At 67.5% G+C, this 15,200-nt stretch carries 15 protein-coding genes; all 15 read right to left on the bottom strand.

Annotated elements, in window-relative coordinates; genetic code table 11:
* Window positions 1–783, bottom strand: a complete 783-nt coding sequence (locus tag AC3WRI_RS06840; protein ID WP_011614527.1) for an endonuclease/exonuclease/phosphatase family protein — start codon at window positions 781–783, stop codon at window positions 1–3.
* Window positions 780–1,268, bottom strand: coding sequence for a dihydroneopterin triphosphate diphosphatase (gene nudB, locus AC3WRI_RS06835; protein ID WP_010813934.1), 489 nt, complete (start codon window positions 1,266–1,268; stop codon window positions 780–782). The genes AC3WRI_RS06840 and nudB overlap by 4 nt, the downstream gene beginning before the upstream one ends.
* 98 nt (window positions 1,269–1,366) lie before the next feature.
* A complete protein-coding gene (locus tag AC3WRI_RS06830) occupies window positions 1,367–2,278 on the bottom strand; it encodes a hypothetical protein (protein ID WP_492292906.1) in 912 nt (303 codons plus the stop codon).
* Between the two features lie 212 nt (window positions 2,279–2,490).
* Window positions 2,491–4,299, bottom strand: a complete 1,809-nt coding sequence (gene aspS / locus AC3WRI_RS06825; RefSeq protein WP_011614526.1) for an aspartate--tRNA ligase — start codon at window positions 4,297–4,299, stop codon at window positions 2,491–2,493.
* Window positions 4,300–4,365: 66 nt separating this feature from the next.
* Window positions 4,366–5,079, bottom strand: a complete 714-nt coding sequence (locus AC3WRI_RS06820; RefSeq protein WP_010813937.1) for a DUF502 domain-containing protein — start codon at window positions 5,077–5,079, stop codon at window positions 4,366–4,368.
* Window positions 5,080–5,093: 14 nt separating this feature from the next.
* Window positions 5,094–5,438, bottom strand: a complete 345-nt coding sequence (locus AC3WRI_RS06815) for an FmdB family zinc ribbon protein (protein ID WP_492292904.1) — start codon at window positions 5,436–5,438, stop codon at window positions 5,094–5,096.
* Window positions 5,439–5,602: 164 nt separating this feature from the next.
* On the bottom strand, window positions 5,603–7,039 hold the full coding sequence (locus tag AC3WRI_RS06810) for a high affinity choline transporter 1 (protein ID WP_010813939.1): 1,437 nt from the start codon (window positions 7,037–7,039) through the stop codon (window positions 5,603–5,605).
* A 293-nt stretch (window positions 7,040–7,332) separates the two neighbouring features.
* The gene (locus AC3WRI_RS06805; protein ID WP_010813940.1) at window positions 7,333–7,953 is read right to left on the bottom strand and encodes a methyltransferase domain-containing protein; all 621 of its coding nucleotides are present in this window, start codon (window positions 7,951–7,953) and stop codon (window positions 7,333–7,335) included.
* A gap of 32 nt (window positions 7,954–7,985) precedes the next feature.
* Window positions 7,986–9,563, bottom strand: a complete 1,578-nt coding sequence (ubiB, locus tag AC3WRI_RS06800) for a ubiquinone biosynthesis regulatory protein kinase UbiB (RefSeq protein WP_010813941.1) — start codon at window positions 9,561–9,563, stop codon at window positions 7,986–7,988.
* Between the two features lie 67 nt (window positions 9,564–9,630).
* Window positions 9,631–10,329: a ubiquinone biosynthesis accessory factor UbiJ gene (locus AC3WRI_RS06795; RefSeq protein ID WP_492292902.1), complete on the bottom strand. Its 699-nt coding sequence runs from the start codon at window positions 10,327–10,329 to the stop codon at window positions 9,631–9,633.
* 130 nt (window positions 10,330–10,459) lie between these two features.
* On the bottom strand, window positions 10,460–11,449 hold the full coding sequence (locus AC3WRI_RS06790; RefSeq protein WP_011614522.1) for a Tim44 domain-containing protein: 990 nt from the start codon (window positions 11,447–11,449) through the stop codon (window positions 10,460–10,462).
* Between the two features lie 63 nt (window positions 11,450–11,512).
* A complete protein-coding gene (ubiE, locus tag AC3WRI_RS06785) occupies window positions 11,513–12,244 on the bottom strand; it encodes a bifunctional demethylmenaquinone methyltransferase/2-methoxy-6-polyprenyl-1,4-benzoquinol methylase UbiE (protein ID WP_010814445.1) in 732 nt (243 codons plus the stop codon).
* Window positions 12,245–12,278: 34 nt separating this feature from the next.
* A complete protein-coding gene (locus AC3WRI_RS06780) occupies window positions 12,279–12,701 on the bottom strand; it encodes a gamma-butyrobetaine hydroxylase family protein (protein ID WP_011614521.1) in 423 nt (140 codons plus the stop codon).
* A gap of 72 nt (window positions 12,702–12,773) precedes the next feature.
* Window positions 12,774–14,639, bottom strand: a complete 1,866-nt coding sequence (locus AC3WRI_RS06775; protein WP_011614520.1) for an ABC transporter ATP-binding protein/permease — start codon at window positions 14,637–14,639, stop codon at window positions 12,774–12,776.
* Between the two features lie 123 nt (window positions 14,640–14,762).
* Window positions 14,763–15,200: an HIT family protein gene (locus AC3WRI_RS06770; protein WP_492292900.1), complete on the bottom strand. Its 438-nt coding sequence runs from the start codon at window positions 15,198–15,200 to the stop codon at window positions 14,763–14,765.

Raw genomic sequence — 15,200 nt, 5'->3', positions numbered from 1 at the left:
TCAGGCGGCCTTGCCGGCGGGCTCCGCGGGCATGGCCAGCTCGCCCCGCGGATGCCCCAGTTCCGCCACCAGCGGCACGTGATCCGAGCGCTGCGCCCAGTCGCGGCCGGTCAGCGCATGCGCGCGCTCGATCTCGTAGCCGCGCACATAGATGCGGTCGAGCTGCCACCACGGCATATGGCTGGGGAAGGTATGCAGCCGCGCACCGCGCGCGTGCGAGGCCTCGACCGCGCCCAGCGTATTGCAGATCTGCGCATCGAGCCGGTGGTTCCAGTCGTTGAAGTCGCCGGCGATCACCAGCGGCATGCCCGCGGGCACCACGGTGCGCACACGCTCCACCAGGGCCTCGGCCTGGCGCACGCGGCTGCGCGCGAACAGGCCGAAATGCACGCAGATCAGGTGGGTTTCCACCCCGTGCACATCCGCCACCGCATGCAGCAGCCCGCGCTGCTCGAAGCGGTGGTCGGAAATATCCAGGTTTTCGGACATCAGGATCGGGTGGCGCGACAGGATCGCGTTGCCGTGATGGCCGTAGTCATAGACCGCGTTGCGGCCGTAGACCGAGTGCGGATAGGCGTCAGTGGCCAGGTAGTTGAGCTGCGTATGCTCCGGATCGAACAGCGCCGCGGCCACCAGCCGGTCGTTGCGGTCCTGCACTTCCTGCAGGAAGACGATGTCCGCATCCATCGCATGCAGGCCGGCGCGCACGTTCTGGATGCGCGGGCGCCGCGAGATGCCGGTCACTCCCTTGTGGATGTTGTAGGTGACCACGCGCAGCTTCATGGCTGCGCTCCGTATACCGCCTGCCGCTCGCCAGCGCCAGCCCCGGCCGCGCGCCAGGCGAGCTGGCGGATGGCCTCGGCATTGCTGCTGGAAAAGCATTGCTGCGCCGCCTGCTCCCACGGCAGCCACTGGTATTGCAGGTGTTCGCGTGGCGCCAGCGTCACCGGCAGCGCCTGCTGCACGCGCAGCCCGAACCAGTGCTCGGTATTGCGCGTGACGCCTTCGGCGTAGCGGTGGCGCCACTGCGGGTAGATCTCGTACTGGATGGTGTGGGCCCAGTCGGTCAGCTGGTGCTCGCCGGCGATGATGCCGGTTTCCTCGGCCACTTCACGCGCGGCGGTCAGGGCCAGGGGTTCGTCCAGGGTGTCGAGGCTGCCGGTCACGGACTGCCAGAACCCCGGGCGATCGGCGCGTTCCAGCAGCAAGACTTGAAGATCTGGCGTGTAAATCACCACCAGCACGGATTCCGGGATCTTGTAGGACATGGGTCTGGGCGAAAGGACAAACCCAAGGATAGCGCAGCCGTGCCACGTTGCCACGCGAAAGCGTGGCGGCGCACGCCCGGGTCGACCCTCGGCGGCCTTCAGGCGGCGCTGCGCGTGCCATAGGTGGCACGGGGTGCCAGGTACGGCTCGTCGGCGGCAGTGCGCTGCCAGGTGTCGAACACCTGGGGCGAATCGCCGTGGCCCCAGGCGGCACGCAGCTGGTCCATCAGCGGCGCCAGCGCCTGGCGGTAGCGCTTGGACGCGCCATGCGCGTGCGTGGCCAGCGCGTCGGCGCGGTGCCGGACCTCGCCCTGCAGCCGCGTGCGCTCCAGCGCGATTTCCTTCTCGCGCTGTCCCAGCGAGTTGTACTTCTGGATCAGGAAGCGCTGGTAATCGCCGCCATCCATGCCCTGCGCCGCCTGCGCGTTGACCTGCTCGAAACGCAGCACGATGCTGCCGGTTTCCTGCTCGATATGGGCAACCTCGGCGTCCAGGGCCTGCAGCGCCTCCTGCACGCGCTGGGCGTCGCGGCGCAGTGCCTGCACCTGCGCGGCCTCGTCCTCGAACACGCGCTGCGCATCCAGGTAGGCCTGCACCACCGGCTGCGGCGCCACCACCAGCAGCGGGTTGGCGCCGTCGGCGCGCTGGCCGGCCAGCAAGGCGTCGTCGGCCAGGCGCAGGTTGCCGAGCTCGTCCAGCCAGCGCCCGCGCGTCATGACCACGCCGACGGTATCCAGCGCCAGCCGGCGCAGCGCTTCGGCACGCTGCATTTCCACCGGCTCGGCCGCCGCGGCGGGCGCGGCCGACTGCACCGCATGGGCGATGTCGGGCACGCAGGCGGCCACCGTGGTGGCCACCGATTCAGACATGGCCTGCGCCGAGCGGCGCACGGCGCGGCGCAGCTCGAAGCGCGCCAGCAGCATCATCACCAGTCCGGCCACCAGCCAGGTCAGGATGGTTTGGTCATGGGCCAGCAGGAACTGGCGGATCAGGTCGATATCCAGGGTCACGAATTTCCTCCCGAGTGCCGGAAGCCTTCATTGCGAGGCCGCTCGGCAAATTACGTGTCAAAGAGAGCAGACCCCGCCGCGGCGCCCTTCGTTCCGACCGGTAACAAATCGAAACCAATGCGCCGCGCGCCTCACAGCGCAGGCGCCCAGACGTTGCGCATAAAGCAAAAAAGCCGCGCAATCGCGCGGCTTCCTTGCGGACTTCAGGCAACTCAGGCCGTCGGCTTGGGCTCCGTGGCGCGCAGGCGGATGTGCAGTTCGCGCAGTTGCTTCTCGTCGACCGAGCTCGGGGCCTGGGTCAGCAGGTCCTGGGCGCGCTGGGTTTTCGGGAAGGCGATCACGTCGCGGATCGAGTCGGCGCCGGCCATCATCGTGACGATGCGGTCCAGGCCGAAGGCCAGGCCGCCGTGCGGAGGCGCGCCGTACTGCAGCGCGTCCAGCAGGTAGCCGAACTTGGCGCGGGCTTCATCGTCATTGATGTTGAGCGCGCGGAACACCTTGCTCTGGATGTCCGAACGGAAGATCCGCACCGAGCCGCCGCCCATTTCCCAGCCGTTCAGCACCATGTCGTAGGCCTTGGCCAGGCACTTGCCCGGGTCGGTCTCCAGGTATTCCAGGTGCTCGTCCTTGGGGCTGGTGAACGGGTGGTGCATGGCCACCCAGCGCGCGTCTTCCTCGTCGTACTCGAACATCGGGAAGTCGACCACCCACAGCGGCTTCCAGGTGTCTTCGAACAGGCCGTTGGCCTTGCCGAAGTCAGAGTGGCCGATCTTCAGGCGCAGCGCGCCGATCGAGTCGTTGACCACCTTGGCCTTGTCGGCGCCGAAGAAGATGATGTCGCCGTCCTGGGCGCCGGTGCGCTTGAGGATCTCGGCAATGGCGGCGTCGTGCAGGTTCTTGACGATCGGCGATTGCAGGCCGTCGCGGCCCTTGGCCACTTCGTTGACCTTGATCCAGGCCAGTCCCTTGGCGCCGTAGATGCCGACGAACTGGGTGTAGGCGTCGATCTCGCCGCGCGAGATCGCACCGCCGCCCGGCACGCGCAGGCCGACCACGCGGCCGTTGTCGCTGTTGGCGGGGCTCGAGAACACCTTGAAGTCGACGTCCTTCATCACCTCGGTCAGCTCGGTGAATTCCAGCTTGACGCGCAGGTCAGGCTTGTCCGAGCCGAAGCGGGCCATGGCCTCGCGGAACTCCATCACCGGGAACCTGGCGTCCAGGTCGACGTCGATGGCGTTCTTGAACACCGTGCGCATCATGTCCTCGAACAGGTCGCGGATCTCCTGCTCGGTCAGGAACGAGGTCTCGCAGTCGATCTGCGTGAATTCCGGCTGGCGGTCGGCACGCAGGTCTTCGTCGCGGAAGCACTTGGTGATCTGGTAGTAGCGGTCGAAGCCGGAGACCATCAGCATCTGCTTGAAGATCTGCGGCGACTGCGGCAGCGCGAAGAAATGGCCCGGGTTGACCCGCGACGGCACCAGGTAGTCGCGCGCGCCTTCGGGCGTGCTCTTGCCCAGCATCGGGGTCTCGATGTCGATAAAGCCCTGCGCATCGAGGAACTTGCGCACTTCCATCGCCACCTTGTAGCGCAGGCGCAGGTTGTACTGCATCTGCGGGCGGCGCAGGTCCAGCACGCGGTGCGTCAGGCGCGTGGTTTCCGACAGGTTGTCGTCGTCGAGCTGGAACGGGGGCGTGACCGACGGGTTCAGCACGGTCAGTTCATGGCACAGCACCTCGATCTTGCCCGAGGTCAGGTTGGCGTTCTCGGTGCCGGCCGGGCGCGGACGGACCTTGCCGGTGACGCGGATGCAGAACTCATTGCGGATCTCTTCGGCGGCCTTGAACATCTCGGGGCGGTCCGGGTCGCACACCACCTGCACCAGGCCTTCGCGGTCGCGCAGGTCGATGAAGATCACGCCGCCATGGTCGCGGCGGCGCTGGACCCAGCCGGTCAGGGCCACTTCCTGGCCCGAGAATTGTTCGGTCACCAGACCGCAGTAGTGAGTACGCATGGAGGACATAAGGAGATTCCCGGTAAAACGCGGCCGCCCGAAGCACATCGGGCGGCCCGTGATCAGATTGGATGCTTAAGGATCGGTCGTCTCGACCGTTTCCTCGCTGCTGGCCCTGCCGGCCGGATTGGCCGGGGCTGCCGGCCGGGACATGCTGCCGTTCTTGCGCGGCAATTCCGCCGGTGCCACCACGCCCATCGAGACGATGTACTTGAGCGCGGCGTCGACGGTCATGTCGAGTTCGATGGTGTCGGCCTTGGGCATCATCAGGAAGAAGCCCGAGGTCGGATTCGGCGTGGTCGGCACGTAGACGCTGACGTATTCGCCCTGCAGGTGGTTCTGCACGTCGCCGCCGGGGCGCCCGGTCAGGAAGGCGATGGTCCACGAGCCCTCGCGCGGGTACTGCACCAGCAGCGCCTTGCGGAAGGCGTTGCCCGAGGACGACAGCAGCGTGTCCGAGACCTGCTTGACGCTGGTGTAGATCGGGCCCACCACCGGGATATGGCCCAGCAGCGCTTCCCACCAGCGCACCAGGCGCTGGCCGATGAAGTTATGCGCCAGCAGGCCGACCAGCAGGATCACCAGCAGCGTGAGGATGGCGCCCAGGCCCGTCACGCGCTTGCCGAACATCAGCCGGTCCGGGCGCCAGGCCTCGGGCAGCAGCGCCAGGCTCTGGTCCATCGTGCCGATGATCAGGCTGAGCACCCACAGCGTGATGCCCAGCGGCACCAGCACCAGCAGCCCGGTCAGGAACCAGGTTTTCAGGGCGGAAGTCTTCTTGGCAACCACGGGGCGGGTCCGGCTCAATGGCAGGCGCAGGCGCTGCCGCAGCCGCCGGCTGCCGCGGGCGTGGCCGAAGCGGACGTGGCAGGACTGGCCGGCGATTCAGCCACCGCCGGGGTGCTGGCCGCCGCTGCAGCGGCGCCACCAGCGGCGCCGGTCGCTGCCGGCGCGCCGGCGCTGCCGCCGCGGAAGTCGGTCACGTACCAGCCCGAGCCCTTGAGCTGGAAACCAGCAGCGGTCAGCTGTTTCTTGAACGCGCCGGCGGTGCCGCACGACGGGCAGTCCGTCAGCGGGGCATCGCTCATTTTCTGCAGCACATCGCGCCCGTGGCCGCAGGCGTCGCAACGGTAGGCATAGATCGGCATGGTGTTATTTCGCGAGAAAACTTCGGAATTGGTACAAAGGCGGACATCGGCGTGGGCCATGGCGGCCGCGGGAAATTCCCGTGCGACGATGCAAAGCCTTGAATTATAAACCGTTCCGGGGCCGCCTGATCGCCGGAAATGAGGGGATGGCAGACCCCGGGCCGTCAGGCGATATGCACTTCCTTGACCGGCGCGTGATCTGCAATCCACTGCGGCAGCAGTGAACCGATCACCATGCCGCTGATCGAGAACAGCAGGCCCACCATTTGCGGCGGCACCACGGCATCGGCAAAGGCCAGCTCGCAGGTCAGCCAGGAGGACAGGCCCAGCAGGATCGCCGCCAGCCCGCCCTGGCGGGTGGCGTGCTTCCAGAACATGCCGAAGGCCAATGGCACGAAGGACGAGACCAGGGTGACCTTATAGGCATTTTCGACCATATGGAAGATCGACAGGTGCGAGTTAAGTGCGAACAGCGTCACCAGCGCGGTGAATACCAGCACCACGGTCTGCATCACGCGCAGGAACTGCCGGTCGTCGAGGTGGCGGAAGTACGGGCGCAGGATGTTCTCGGCAAAGGTCACCGACGGCGCCAGCAGGGTGGCCGAAGCGCAACTCTTGATCGCCGACAGCAGCGCGCCGAAGAACATCACCTGGGCGAACATCGGTGCGTGCTGCAGGATCAGCTTCGGCAGGATCAGCTGCGAATCGGTGTCGATGTACCTGGCCACCATGCCGGGGTCGATCAGCGTGGCCGAATACGCCAGGAACATCGGGATAAAGGCGAAGCAGAAGTACAGCACGCCGCCCAGCACCGAGGCGCGCCCGGCGATCTGCTCGGTGCGCGACGAGGTCACGCGCTGGAACACGTCCTGCTGCGGGATCGAGCCCAGCATCATGGTGAACAGCGCCGCCGCGAAGCCAATGATCTGTATGAAATCCAGCGACGGCAGGAACTCGAACTTGCCGGCCGCGGCCGCGTGCGACACCACCGCCGTGACGCCGCCGGCCTGGCCGCTGACCTCGTAGCCGATATAGAGCATGCCGATCACGATGATGATCATCTGGATGAAGTCGGTGATGGCCACCGACCACATTCCGCCGAACAGCGTATAGACCAGCACGCTGGCTGCGCCGATCATCATGCCGGCCTCCTGCGACAGCGCGCCGTCCGAGACGGTATAGAACACCAGCCCGAGCGCCTTGATCTGCGCCGCCACCCAGCCCAGGTAGGACACCACGATGCACAGCGTGGTCAGCACCTCGGCCAGCCGGCCATAGCGGTTGTGGTAGTAGTCGCCGATGGTCAGCAGGTTCATCCGGTACAGCGGCCGGGCGAAGAACAGGCCCACCAGGATCAGGCACAGCGACGAGCCGAAGGGGTCGGAGACCACGCCCGACAGGCCTTCCTTGAGGAATACGGCGGGGATGCCCAGCACCGTCTCCGAGCCGAACCAGGTGGCGAAGACGGTGGCGGTGACGATATGGAATGGCAGGCTGCGCCCGGCGACGGCGAAATCGGTGGTGTTGCGTACGCGCAGCGCCGCCCACAGGCCGATACCGACCGAGATTACCCAGTAGATGATGACGAACCAGATCAGCATGCCGCTGCCCTATGCAGAAGTGCCCTTGTGGCGAGAAACCGAATGCCGGGCGGCGCATGAGTGCACGTTGCTTGCGCGCATCTGCCCGGAGTCCAATTCATCGGTCGGGGCCGCATATCGAGCTGCCTGGTGTTCTCGCGCTGGGCGGAAAACGCGGCCGGGGCTGCGGTCGTAGCCGAATCAAAACGCGGATTATAGCGACGCAGACCAGCGTGGGCGAAAAAAATTCCCCGCTGGCGCAAATGCGCCACGCGGAGCATCGCCTGCGCCACAAGGGCTGGCCGGAGGCGGCGTCAGCCGGACCGGCGGCGCCAGACCTGCCAGCGCTCCTGCCCCTGGAACACCGGCAGCGGCGCGGCCGTGGGCCGGTCCTCAAGTCGCTCGAAGGCCGGTGCCAGCAGCGCGTCCAGCGCCTCGGCCGGCATCGCGAACGGCGGCCCGCCGCGGTTTTCGCCGAGGTAGAAGTAGCCGGCCAGCAGGCCGCCCGGCGGCAGCAGTTGCGCGACCCGGGCGGCATAGTCGGCCCGCATCGCCGGCGGCAGCGCGCACAGGAAGGCCCGTTCGTAGATCAGCTCGCACGGCGGCTGCGGCGTGAAGGCAAAGAAATCGCCCTGCTGCACCACTACCCCCGCCGGCCCCAGAGTTTGCCGCGCCGACGCCACCGCCTGCGGCGAGAAGTCGATTGCCGTCACCGGCCAGCCACGCTCGAACAGCCACGCGGCCTCCCAGCCGTTGCCACAGCCTGGCACCAGGGTCGGACATGGGGCACGGCCTTCAATGAACTGCCGGAATTCCTCGGGCACGCCGCCCTGGTCCCAGGGCGTGAAGCCCTGTTCGAAACGCTCGTCCCAGAATGCCGGGTCGGCGGCGTTGCGGGTGGCGAAGGTCGGCACGGGCTTGGCAGGGTCGCTCATGGTCACCTCAAAAATGGATCAGCCTGGGTGCGCTACCAGTAGCCCGCCCAGCCCAGCACATGCGTCAGCACGATGCCGGCGACAAAGCCGCCCAGCAACAGCAGCCCGGTGCCGAGCAGCCGGTTGGTGCGGCGCTGCTCCACCACCAGCATCGCCAGCAGCTTGTCCTGCTCGCCGTTGCTGGTCAGCGCGCGCCGCTCCAGGAACTGGTGCGCCAGGCGCGGGAAGTCGGGCAGCATCTTGGCCCACAGCGGCGCCTCCACCTTGACCCGCTCCCAGGCGCCCTTCCAGCCCACCTGCTCGTGCATCCAGCGTTCCAGGAAAGGCTTGGCGGTCTTCCACAGGTCCAGGTCGGGGTCGAGCTGGCGGCCCAGGCCTTCGATATTGAGCAGCGTCTTCTGCAGCAGCACCAGCTGCGGCTGGATCTCGACATTGAAGCGGCGCGAGGTCTGGAACAGGCGCATCAGCACCATGCCCAGCGAGATTTCCTTGAGCGGCTTGTCGAAGTACGGCTCGCAGCAGGCGCGCACGGCGCTTTCCAGCTCTTCGACACGGGTGTCTGGCGGCACCCAGCCGGACTCCACGTGCAGCAGTGCTACGCGGTGGTAGTCGCGCCGGAAGAAGGCGATGAAATTCTGCGCCAGGTAGTTCTTGTCGAACTCGGACAGCGCGCCGACGATGCCGAAGTCCAGCGCGATATAGCGGCCGAAGGTCTCGGGCTGCACCGACACCAGGATATTGCCCGGGTGCATGTCGGCATGGAAGAAGCCGTCGCGAAACACCTGGGTGAAGAAGATCTCGACACCCTCTTCCGCCAGCTGGTGCATGTCCACGCCGGCGGCCTTGAGCGACTCGGTGCGCGAGATCGGGATGCCGTGCATGCGCTCCATCACGAACACGGTGCTGCTGCACCAGTCCCAGAACACCTCGGGCACCAGCAGCAGGCTGGTGTCGGCAAAGTTGCGGCGCAGCTGGCTGGCATTGGCCGCCTCGATCATCAGGTCGAGTTCGTCGTGCAGATACTTGTCGAACTCGGCCACCACCTCGCGCGGCTTCAGGCGCTTGCCGTCGGCCCAGAAGCGTTCCAGCCAGGTGGCCATGTCGCGCATCAGCGCCAGGTCGCTGTCGATCACCGGCAGCATGCCCGGGCGCAGCACCTTCACCGCGACCTCGCGGCCGTGGCAGGGGCCGCCCTTGAGCGTGGCGAAGTGTACCTGTGCGATCGAGGCGCTGGCCACCGGCTGGTGCTCGAAGGTCTCGAACAGCTGGTCCAGCGGCCGCCCCAGCGCGCGCTCGATGATCTTCACCGCCACCACCGAATCGAACGGCGGCACCTGGTCCTGCAGCTTGGCCAGTTCGTCGGCAATGTCCGCCGGCATCAGGTCGCGCCGGGTCGACAGCACCTGGCCGAACTTGACGAAGATCGGGCCCAGCCGCGTCAGCGCCAGCCGCAGGCGCTCGCCGCGCGGCATCTCGAGCTTGCGCCCGATGGTGATGACGCGTACCAGGAAGCGGATCCTGCGGCTGCTGAAGCCCGAGAGCACCAGCTCGTCCAGGCCGTAATAGAGGATGACGAAGAGAATCTTGCCAAGGCGCAGGAGGCGGGTCATTCGGGAGTCTTCACAGGGCCGGGCAGGCAGTCATGTTGTTGGTGGATGGGATCGGGGCGCGGCCGGCTCAGCGGTGCGGCGACGGCAGCTTGCCGGACTGGCCCGACTGGCCCGACTGTCCGGAAGCCGGCGGCGGGCCGGCGCGCTCCAGCCGCTCCAGCCGTTTTTCGAGCCGGGCCAGGCTGTCGCGCAGCCGGCCCACGTCGGTGCCGAAGGCATCGAGCGCGGCGTGGCGCACCAGGGTCGGATGCTCGTCCAGCAGGTAGTCGGTGACGTTGTCGACCAGGGCGCGGCCCACGCGCGTGGCCTGCTCATGCACCTGGCGCGCGCCGTCGACCACGCGCTGCGCCACGCTGTCGCTCACCGGCCCGCCCAGGATGCCGCGCAGCGCGCGCGACAGGTCTTCGGCGGCGTCCCAGCGCAGGTTGCGCGCCAGCGTCGAGATGGTGTTGGCCAGCTCGGCGTCGCCCTCGATGCGGACATGGCGCATGGCGGCGGCCTGGCCGCCTTCGGCCACGTCGGCGGCCACCAGCGGCCACTGCTGCACCGGCACACGCAGCGTCACCGCGGGCGCCTCGGCCTCGGGCGCTGGTTCGGTGCAGCCGTGCTCCGTCACCTTCAGCGACAGCACGAAGGCGGCCGCATCGAAGCGGATCACGCGCCCGGCAAACGGCGTGAGCTGGTTGCGGGCCCACGGCTCCTGCTCAAGCAGGTGGTTCAGCGCCGAGATGGCGGGCATGGCCAGGGCGGAAGGCAGAGTATTCATGACAGCGCGGTTGGCGGGCAGGCAGCGACGCCGCAGGTCGGGCGTCCCAAACAAAAAAAGGCCCACGCTTTCGCGTGGGCCTCCATTCTAAGCTACTCCCCCCGGCGCATCACCGCCGCGGGGTGCGGCATCAGGACTCTTGCTGGATGCCGGCCAGCAGCCAGCCGCCGGTGCCGCTGGCAGGCTTGGCCAGGTTCCAGACCTCGCCGAACGGCTGGGCCGCCTCGCCGGACTTCTCGCGGATCATGCCCGAGAAGCGCACGCTGGCGATATGCTGGGCCGCAGCCGACTCGATGCCGAGCAGCTGGGCTTCCAGCGTGACCACGTCGGTCTTGTTGACCTCGGCGCCGCGGTCGGCCAGGTCCATCTTGATCTCGGCGAACATCTCCGGCGTGGTGAACTCGCGGATGTCGTCCAGGTTGCCTGCATCCCACGCGGCCTGCAGGCGCACGAAATGAACCTTGGCGTTGCGCAGGAAGGCTTCGGTATCGAAGTCGGCCGGCACGCCCCACGGCTGCTGGGCCACCGCATCGGCCGCGACCGGGGCTGCCGATGCTGCCGGCAGTACCGTATTGGCGGCCGGGCCTGCCGGGCTACCCGAAGACACAGGCGTCGGCTCGCCGCGGAACATGGGCTCGGCGCTGCGGCCCAGGTTCGGCGCGTTGCCGGCGCCGGCGTAGGCCGGCTGCTGGGTGCGCTTGCTGCCGCCACGGAACTTGCGGATCAGCCAGATCGCAGCGAACGCCACCAGCGCGATCAGGATCAGATTGGACAGGAAGCTCAGCGCCGCCCCGCCCAGACCGAAGTGCGACAGAAGCCAGCCGATACCCAGGCCGGCGGCGATGCCGCCCAGGATGCCGCCCCAGTTGCGCTTGGGCGCCGCGGCCGCGGCCGCGCCGGCCGCACCGGCCGTTGCCGGAGCCGCCTGCTGTGCGGGCTGCTGCGCCTGCTGGGTCGGCGAAGTGGGCTGCGGCGCCTGCTGGCGCTGCGTGACCGACTCAGATTGCTTGCCGATGCTGCGCGAACCGCCCATGCGCTTGGCATTGGCGTCGAACATTACTCCCAAGGCAATCGCGGTGATCAGCGACCCAACCAGGAATTTCCCACGAAATGACGACATATTCTGCTATCCCCTGTCAGTTTCACCCTATATGCGGGCGAGGCATGGCGATTTCAAGTCTTCTTAATACTTGCGCCCGACGTGGAGCGCCACCACTCCGGCCGTCAGATTGAAGTATTCGACATTTTCCAGGCCGGCATGTTCCATCAAGCGTACAAGTGAAGCCTGATCTGGATGCATTCTGATCGATTCCGCGAGATAGCGATAGCTGGGGGCATCCCCTGCCACCCGCTCACCCAGCCACGGCAGCACCTTGAAAGAATAGACGTCGTAGGCCTTCTCCAGGGGTTTCCACACCTTGGAGAACTCCAGCACCATGACCTTGCCGCCCGGCTTGACCACGCGGCGCATCTCGGCCAGCGCGGCATCCTTGTGCGTCATGTTGCGCAGGCCGAAGGCCACGGTCACCAGGTCGAAATGGTTGTCCGGGAACGGAATGCGCTCGGCGTCGCACAGGCACACCGGGGTGACGATACCCTTGTTCAGCAGCCGGTCGCGGCCCACGCGCAGCATCGACTCGTTGATGTCGGTCAGCCAGACCTCTCCGGTCGGGCCGGCCTGCTTCGCGAACGCCTTGGCCAGGTCACCGGTGCCGCCGGCGATGTCCAGCACCTTGTGGCCGGGGCGCACGCCAGCCTGGGCGATGGTGAACATCTTCCAGAGCCGGTGCATGCCGCCCGACATCAGGTCGTTCATCACGTCGTACTTGCTCGCCACCGAATGGAACACGCCGGCAACCTTGTCGGCCTTTTCCGCTTCGTCGACCTTTTCAAACCCGAAGTGGGTTTCACTCATCTTTCAGACTCCAGGGTAATCGGTTCGGCGCGGCTCAGTGATGGCCGCAGCCGTGGCCGCCGGCAGCGCCGGCGGCGGGCATCGGGGTGTCGCGGTCGGCGCCGGCGGCTTCCAGGCGCTGCAGGTAGTCCTGCCAGAGCGCGTCCTGGTTGTCGCCGAGGCGGTACAGCAGGTCCCAGGAATAGATGCCGGTATCGTGGCCGTCGGTAAAGCGGATCTGGATCGCGTAGTTGCCGACCGGCTCGACCGCGTTGACGCCCACCTCGCGCTTGCCGGTCTGCAGCACTTCCTGCCCCGGGCCGTGGCCCTGGACTTCAGCGGACGGCGAATACACGCGCAGCAGCTCGAACGGCAGCCGGAAGCTGCGGCCGTTGTCGAAGCCGATCTCCAGCACGCGGGATTGCGTATGGACGGTCAGCGCGGTGGGATGAGGGGTGTCTTTTTCCAGGCCTGCCATGATGATCGCGGCCCGGTTAGGGTCGCTCCTGAGGGGGTGATTGCCGCGCGATGCTGCCGGTACGGCACGGCATCACGCTTCGCATACGACCCGATAGCTTACCCCAGGCTCGCCGGCTTGCGCAGCCCGGGCCGCTTCCCCGTCCTGCGGCACGTAACGCAGGCGCCGTTGATGATAGGCCGCCACGGTGCTGCGGTGGGCAATACTGATGATGGCCGCCTGCGGCAGCGACTCCACCATCAGCCGGTACATGGCGCCTTCGGTTTCCTCGTCCAGCGCGCTGGTGGCTTCGTCCAGGAACAGGTAGTCCGGCTTCTGCAGCAGCGCGCGCGCGAAGGCCAGACGCTGCTGCTCGCCCGGCGAAAGCCGCAGCGCCCAGTTGTCGAACACGTCGAGCTGGTCCGCCAGCGCCGCCAGCCGCGCCTGGCGCAGCGCCGCCTGCAGCGCTTCCGCGCTATGCACGGTGCCGGCGTCCGGGTAAGCCAGCGCATCGGCCAGCGTGCCGATCGGCAGGTAGCTGCGCTGCGGCAGGAACAGCATGCGCGCGCCGTCGGGCATGGTCACGGTGCCGCTGCCGTACGGCCAGATCCCCGCCAGCGCGCGGAACAGCACGCTCTTGCCGCAGCCGGACGGGCCGCTGACCAGCCAGCGCTCGCCCGGCGCGACCGACAGCGAGAACGGCGCCACCAGCGGCCGCTGGCCCACGGCCGCGCTGCGCGCGGCGCGTACCGGCAGTGCCAGCGCCAGGCCGTCGATGGTGATGCCATTCTGCGGCTTGCCGGTATGTTCCACCTCGATATCGCGCACGCCGCCCGGCGCCAGGTCCTGGCGCTCGGCCACGCGGATCGCTTCCTGGAAATCGATCAGGCGGTTGGCGGCCGCCTTCCAGCCCACCAGCGTGGCGTAGCTGTCGACAAACCACGACAGCGCGCCCTGTACCTGGCCGAAGGCGGAGCTGGTCTGCATCAGGCCGCCGAGCGTCATCTTGCCGGCGAAGTAGCGCGGCGCCGCCACCAGGATCGGGAAGATGATGGCGAACTGCGCATAGCCGGAGCTGACAAAGGTCAGCCGCCGCGTATAGCGCATCAGCTGGTTCCAGTTGGCGCGGATGCGGTCGAAGCGCGCGCGCAGGCCGGCCTGCTCGGTGGGCTCGCCGCGGTACAGCGCCACCGGCTCGCTGTTCTCGCGCAGGCGCACCAGCGTGAAACGGAAATCCGCCTCATACTGCTCCTGCTGGAAGTTCAGGCCGATCAGCGGGCGGCCGACCACGTGCGCCACCAGCGAGCCGATCACCGCATAGCCCGCCGCGAACCACACCATATAGCCGGGGATGGTCCACTCGGTGCCGCCCAGCGCAAAGCTGATCGGCCCCGATACCGTCCACAGGATGCCGACGAAGGACAGCAGCGTCACCACCGAGTTGAGCAGCCCGAGCGACAACGACAGCGCGCCGTCCGTGAACAGGCGCAAATCGTCGGCGATACGCTGGTCGGGGTTATCGGTAGTGTGGGTCTGCTCGATGCGGTAATAGGCCTGGTGCCCGAGCCAGTGGCCCATGAAGCGGCCGGTCATCCAGGTACGCCAGCGCATCTGCAGCATCATGGTGTAGTACTGGCGCGAGATCGCCGCCACGATGAAGAACGCCGCGATCCACGAGAAGCGCAGCAGCAGCACCTTGAACGAGGCGTAGTCGCGCTGCTCCAGCGCGTTGTAGAACACGCGGTTCCACTCGTTGAGCAGCACGTTGATATAGACGATGCCGAGGTTGAGCACCACCACCAGCGCCAGCAGGCCAAGCCCGGCGAGGCGGTCCTCGGATTTCCAGTAAGGCTTGATCAGCGCCCACGTGGCAGCCATGCGCAGCCGGCTCTGGATCTTGAGGGCCCTGGCAGGGACGGCAGGGCCCGGTACGGTGACTGAGGTCGGAGTGGAGGACATAGCGGCAGTGCTTGGCCCGCCAGCGGATGCCGGCCGGGCTTGTTGTTCTGGATACCGTGGCGGCAGGCCACGGCGGCAACAGCATTCAGACGGTCACGGCCAGGCGTGGGTTCCGCGCGCCCCTCAGGCGTCGCCGGCTTCGAGCAGCGAAAGCGCCGTACGCAGCGCCGGCAACCGGCTGGCCAGCTCCTGCACGCGCACGGCATCCGCCGCGCGCTGCGGCGCGGCCCAGATTGCCTCGGGGAAATGGGTGTCCCAGCGGTAGCGCGGGATGATATGCCAGTGCAGGTGCGGCACGATGTTGCCAAAGGCCGCCAGGTTGACCTTGTCCGGCGCCATGACCTCGCGCACCACCCGTTCGACACGTGCGACCAGCCGCATCAGCCAGGCCTGGTCGGCATCCTCCAGGTCGCTCAGCTCGGCCACGTGATCGTTCCAGACGATGCGGCAGAAGCCCGGGAAACGGTCATGCTCGACCAGGATCAGCCGGGCGCGGTCGCCCATCCAGACCAGTTCGCCGCCGTCGGTCTCGCACAAGGGGCAGTTGGGTACGCGTGCCAT

The sequence above is a fragment of the Cupriavidus sp. FW305-27 genome, from assembly GCF_058787995.1.
The sequence above is the reverse complement of the archived record's forward strand: the minus strand, read 5'-3'. Positions and strand labels throughout refer to the sequence as shown.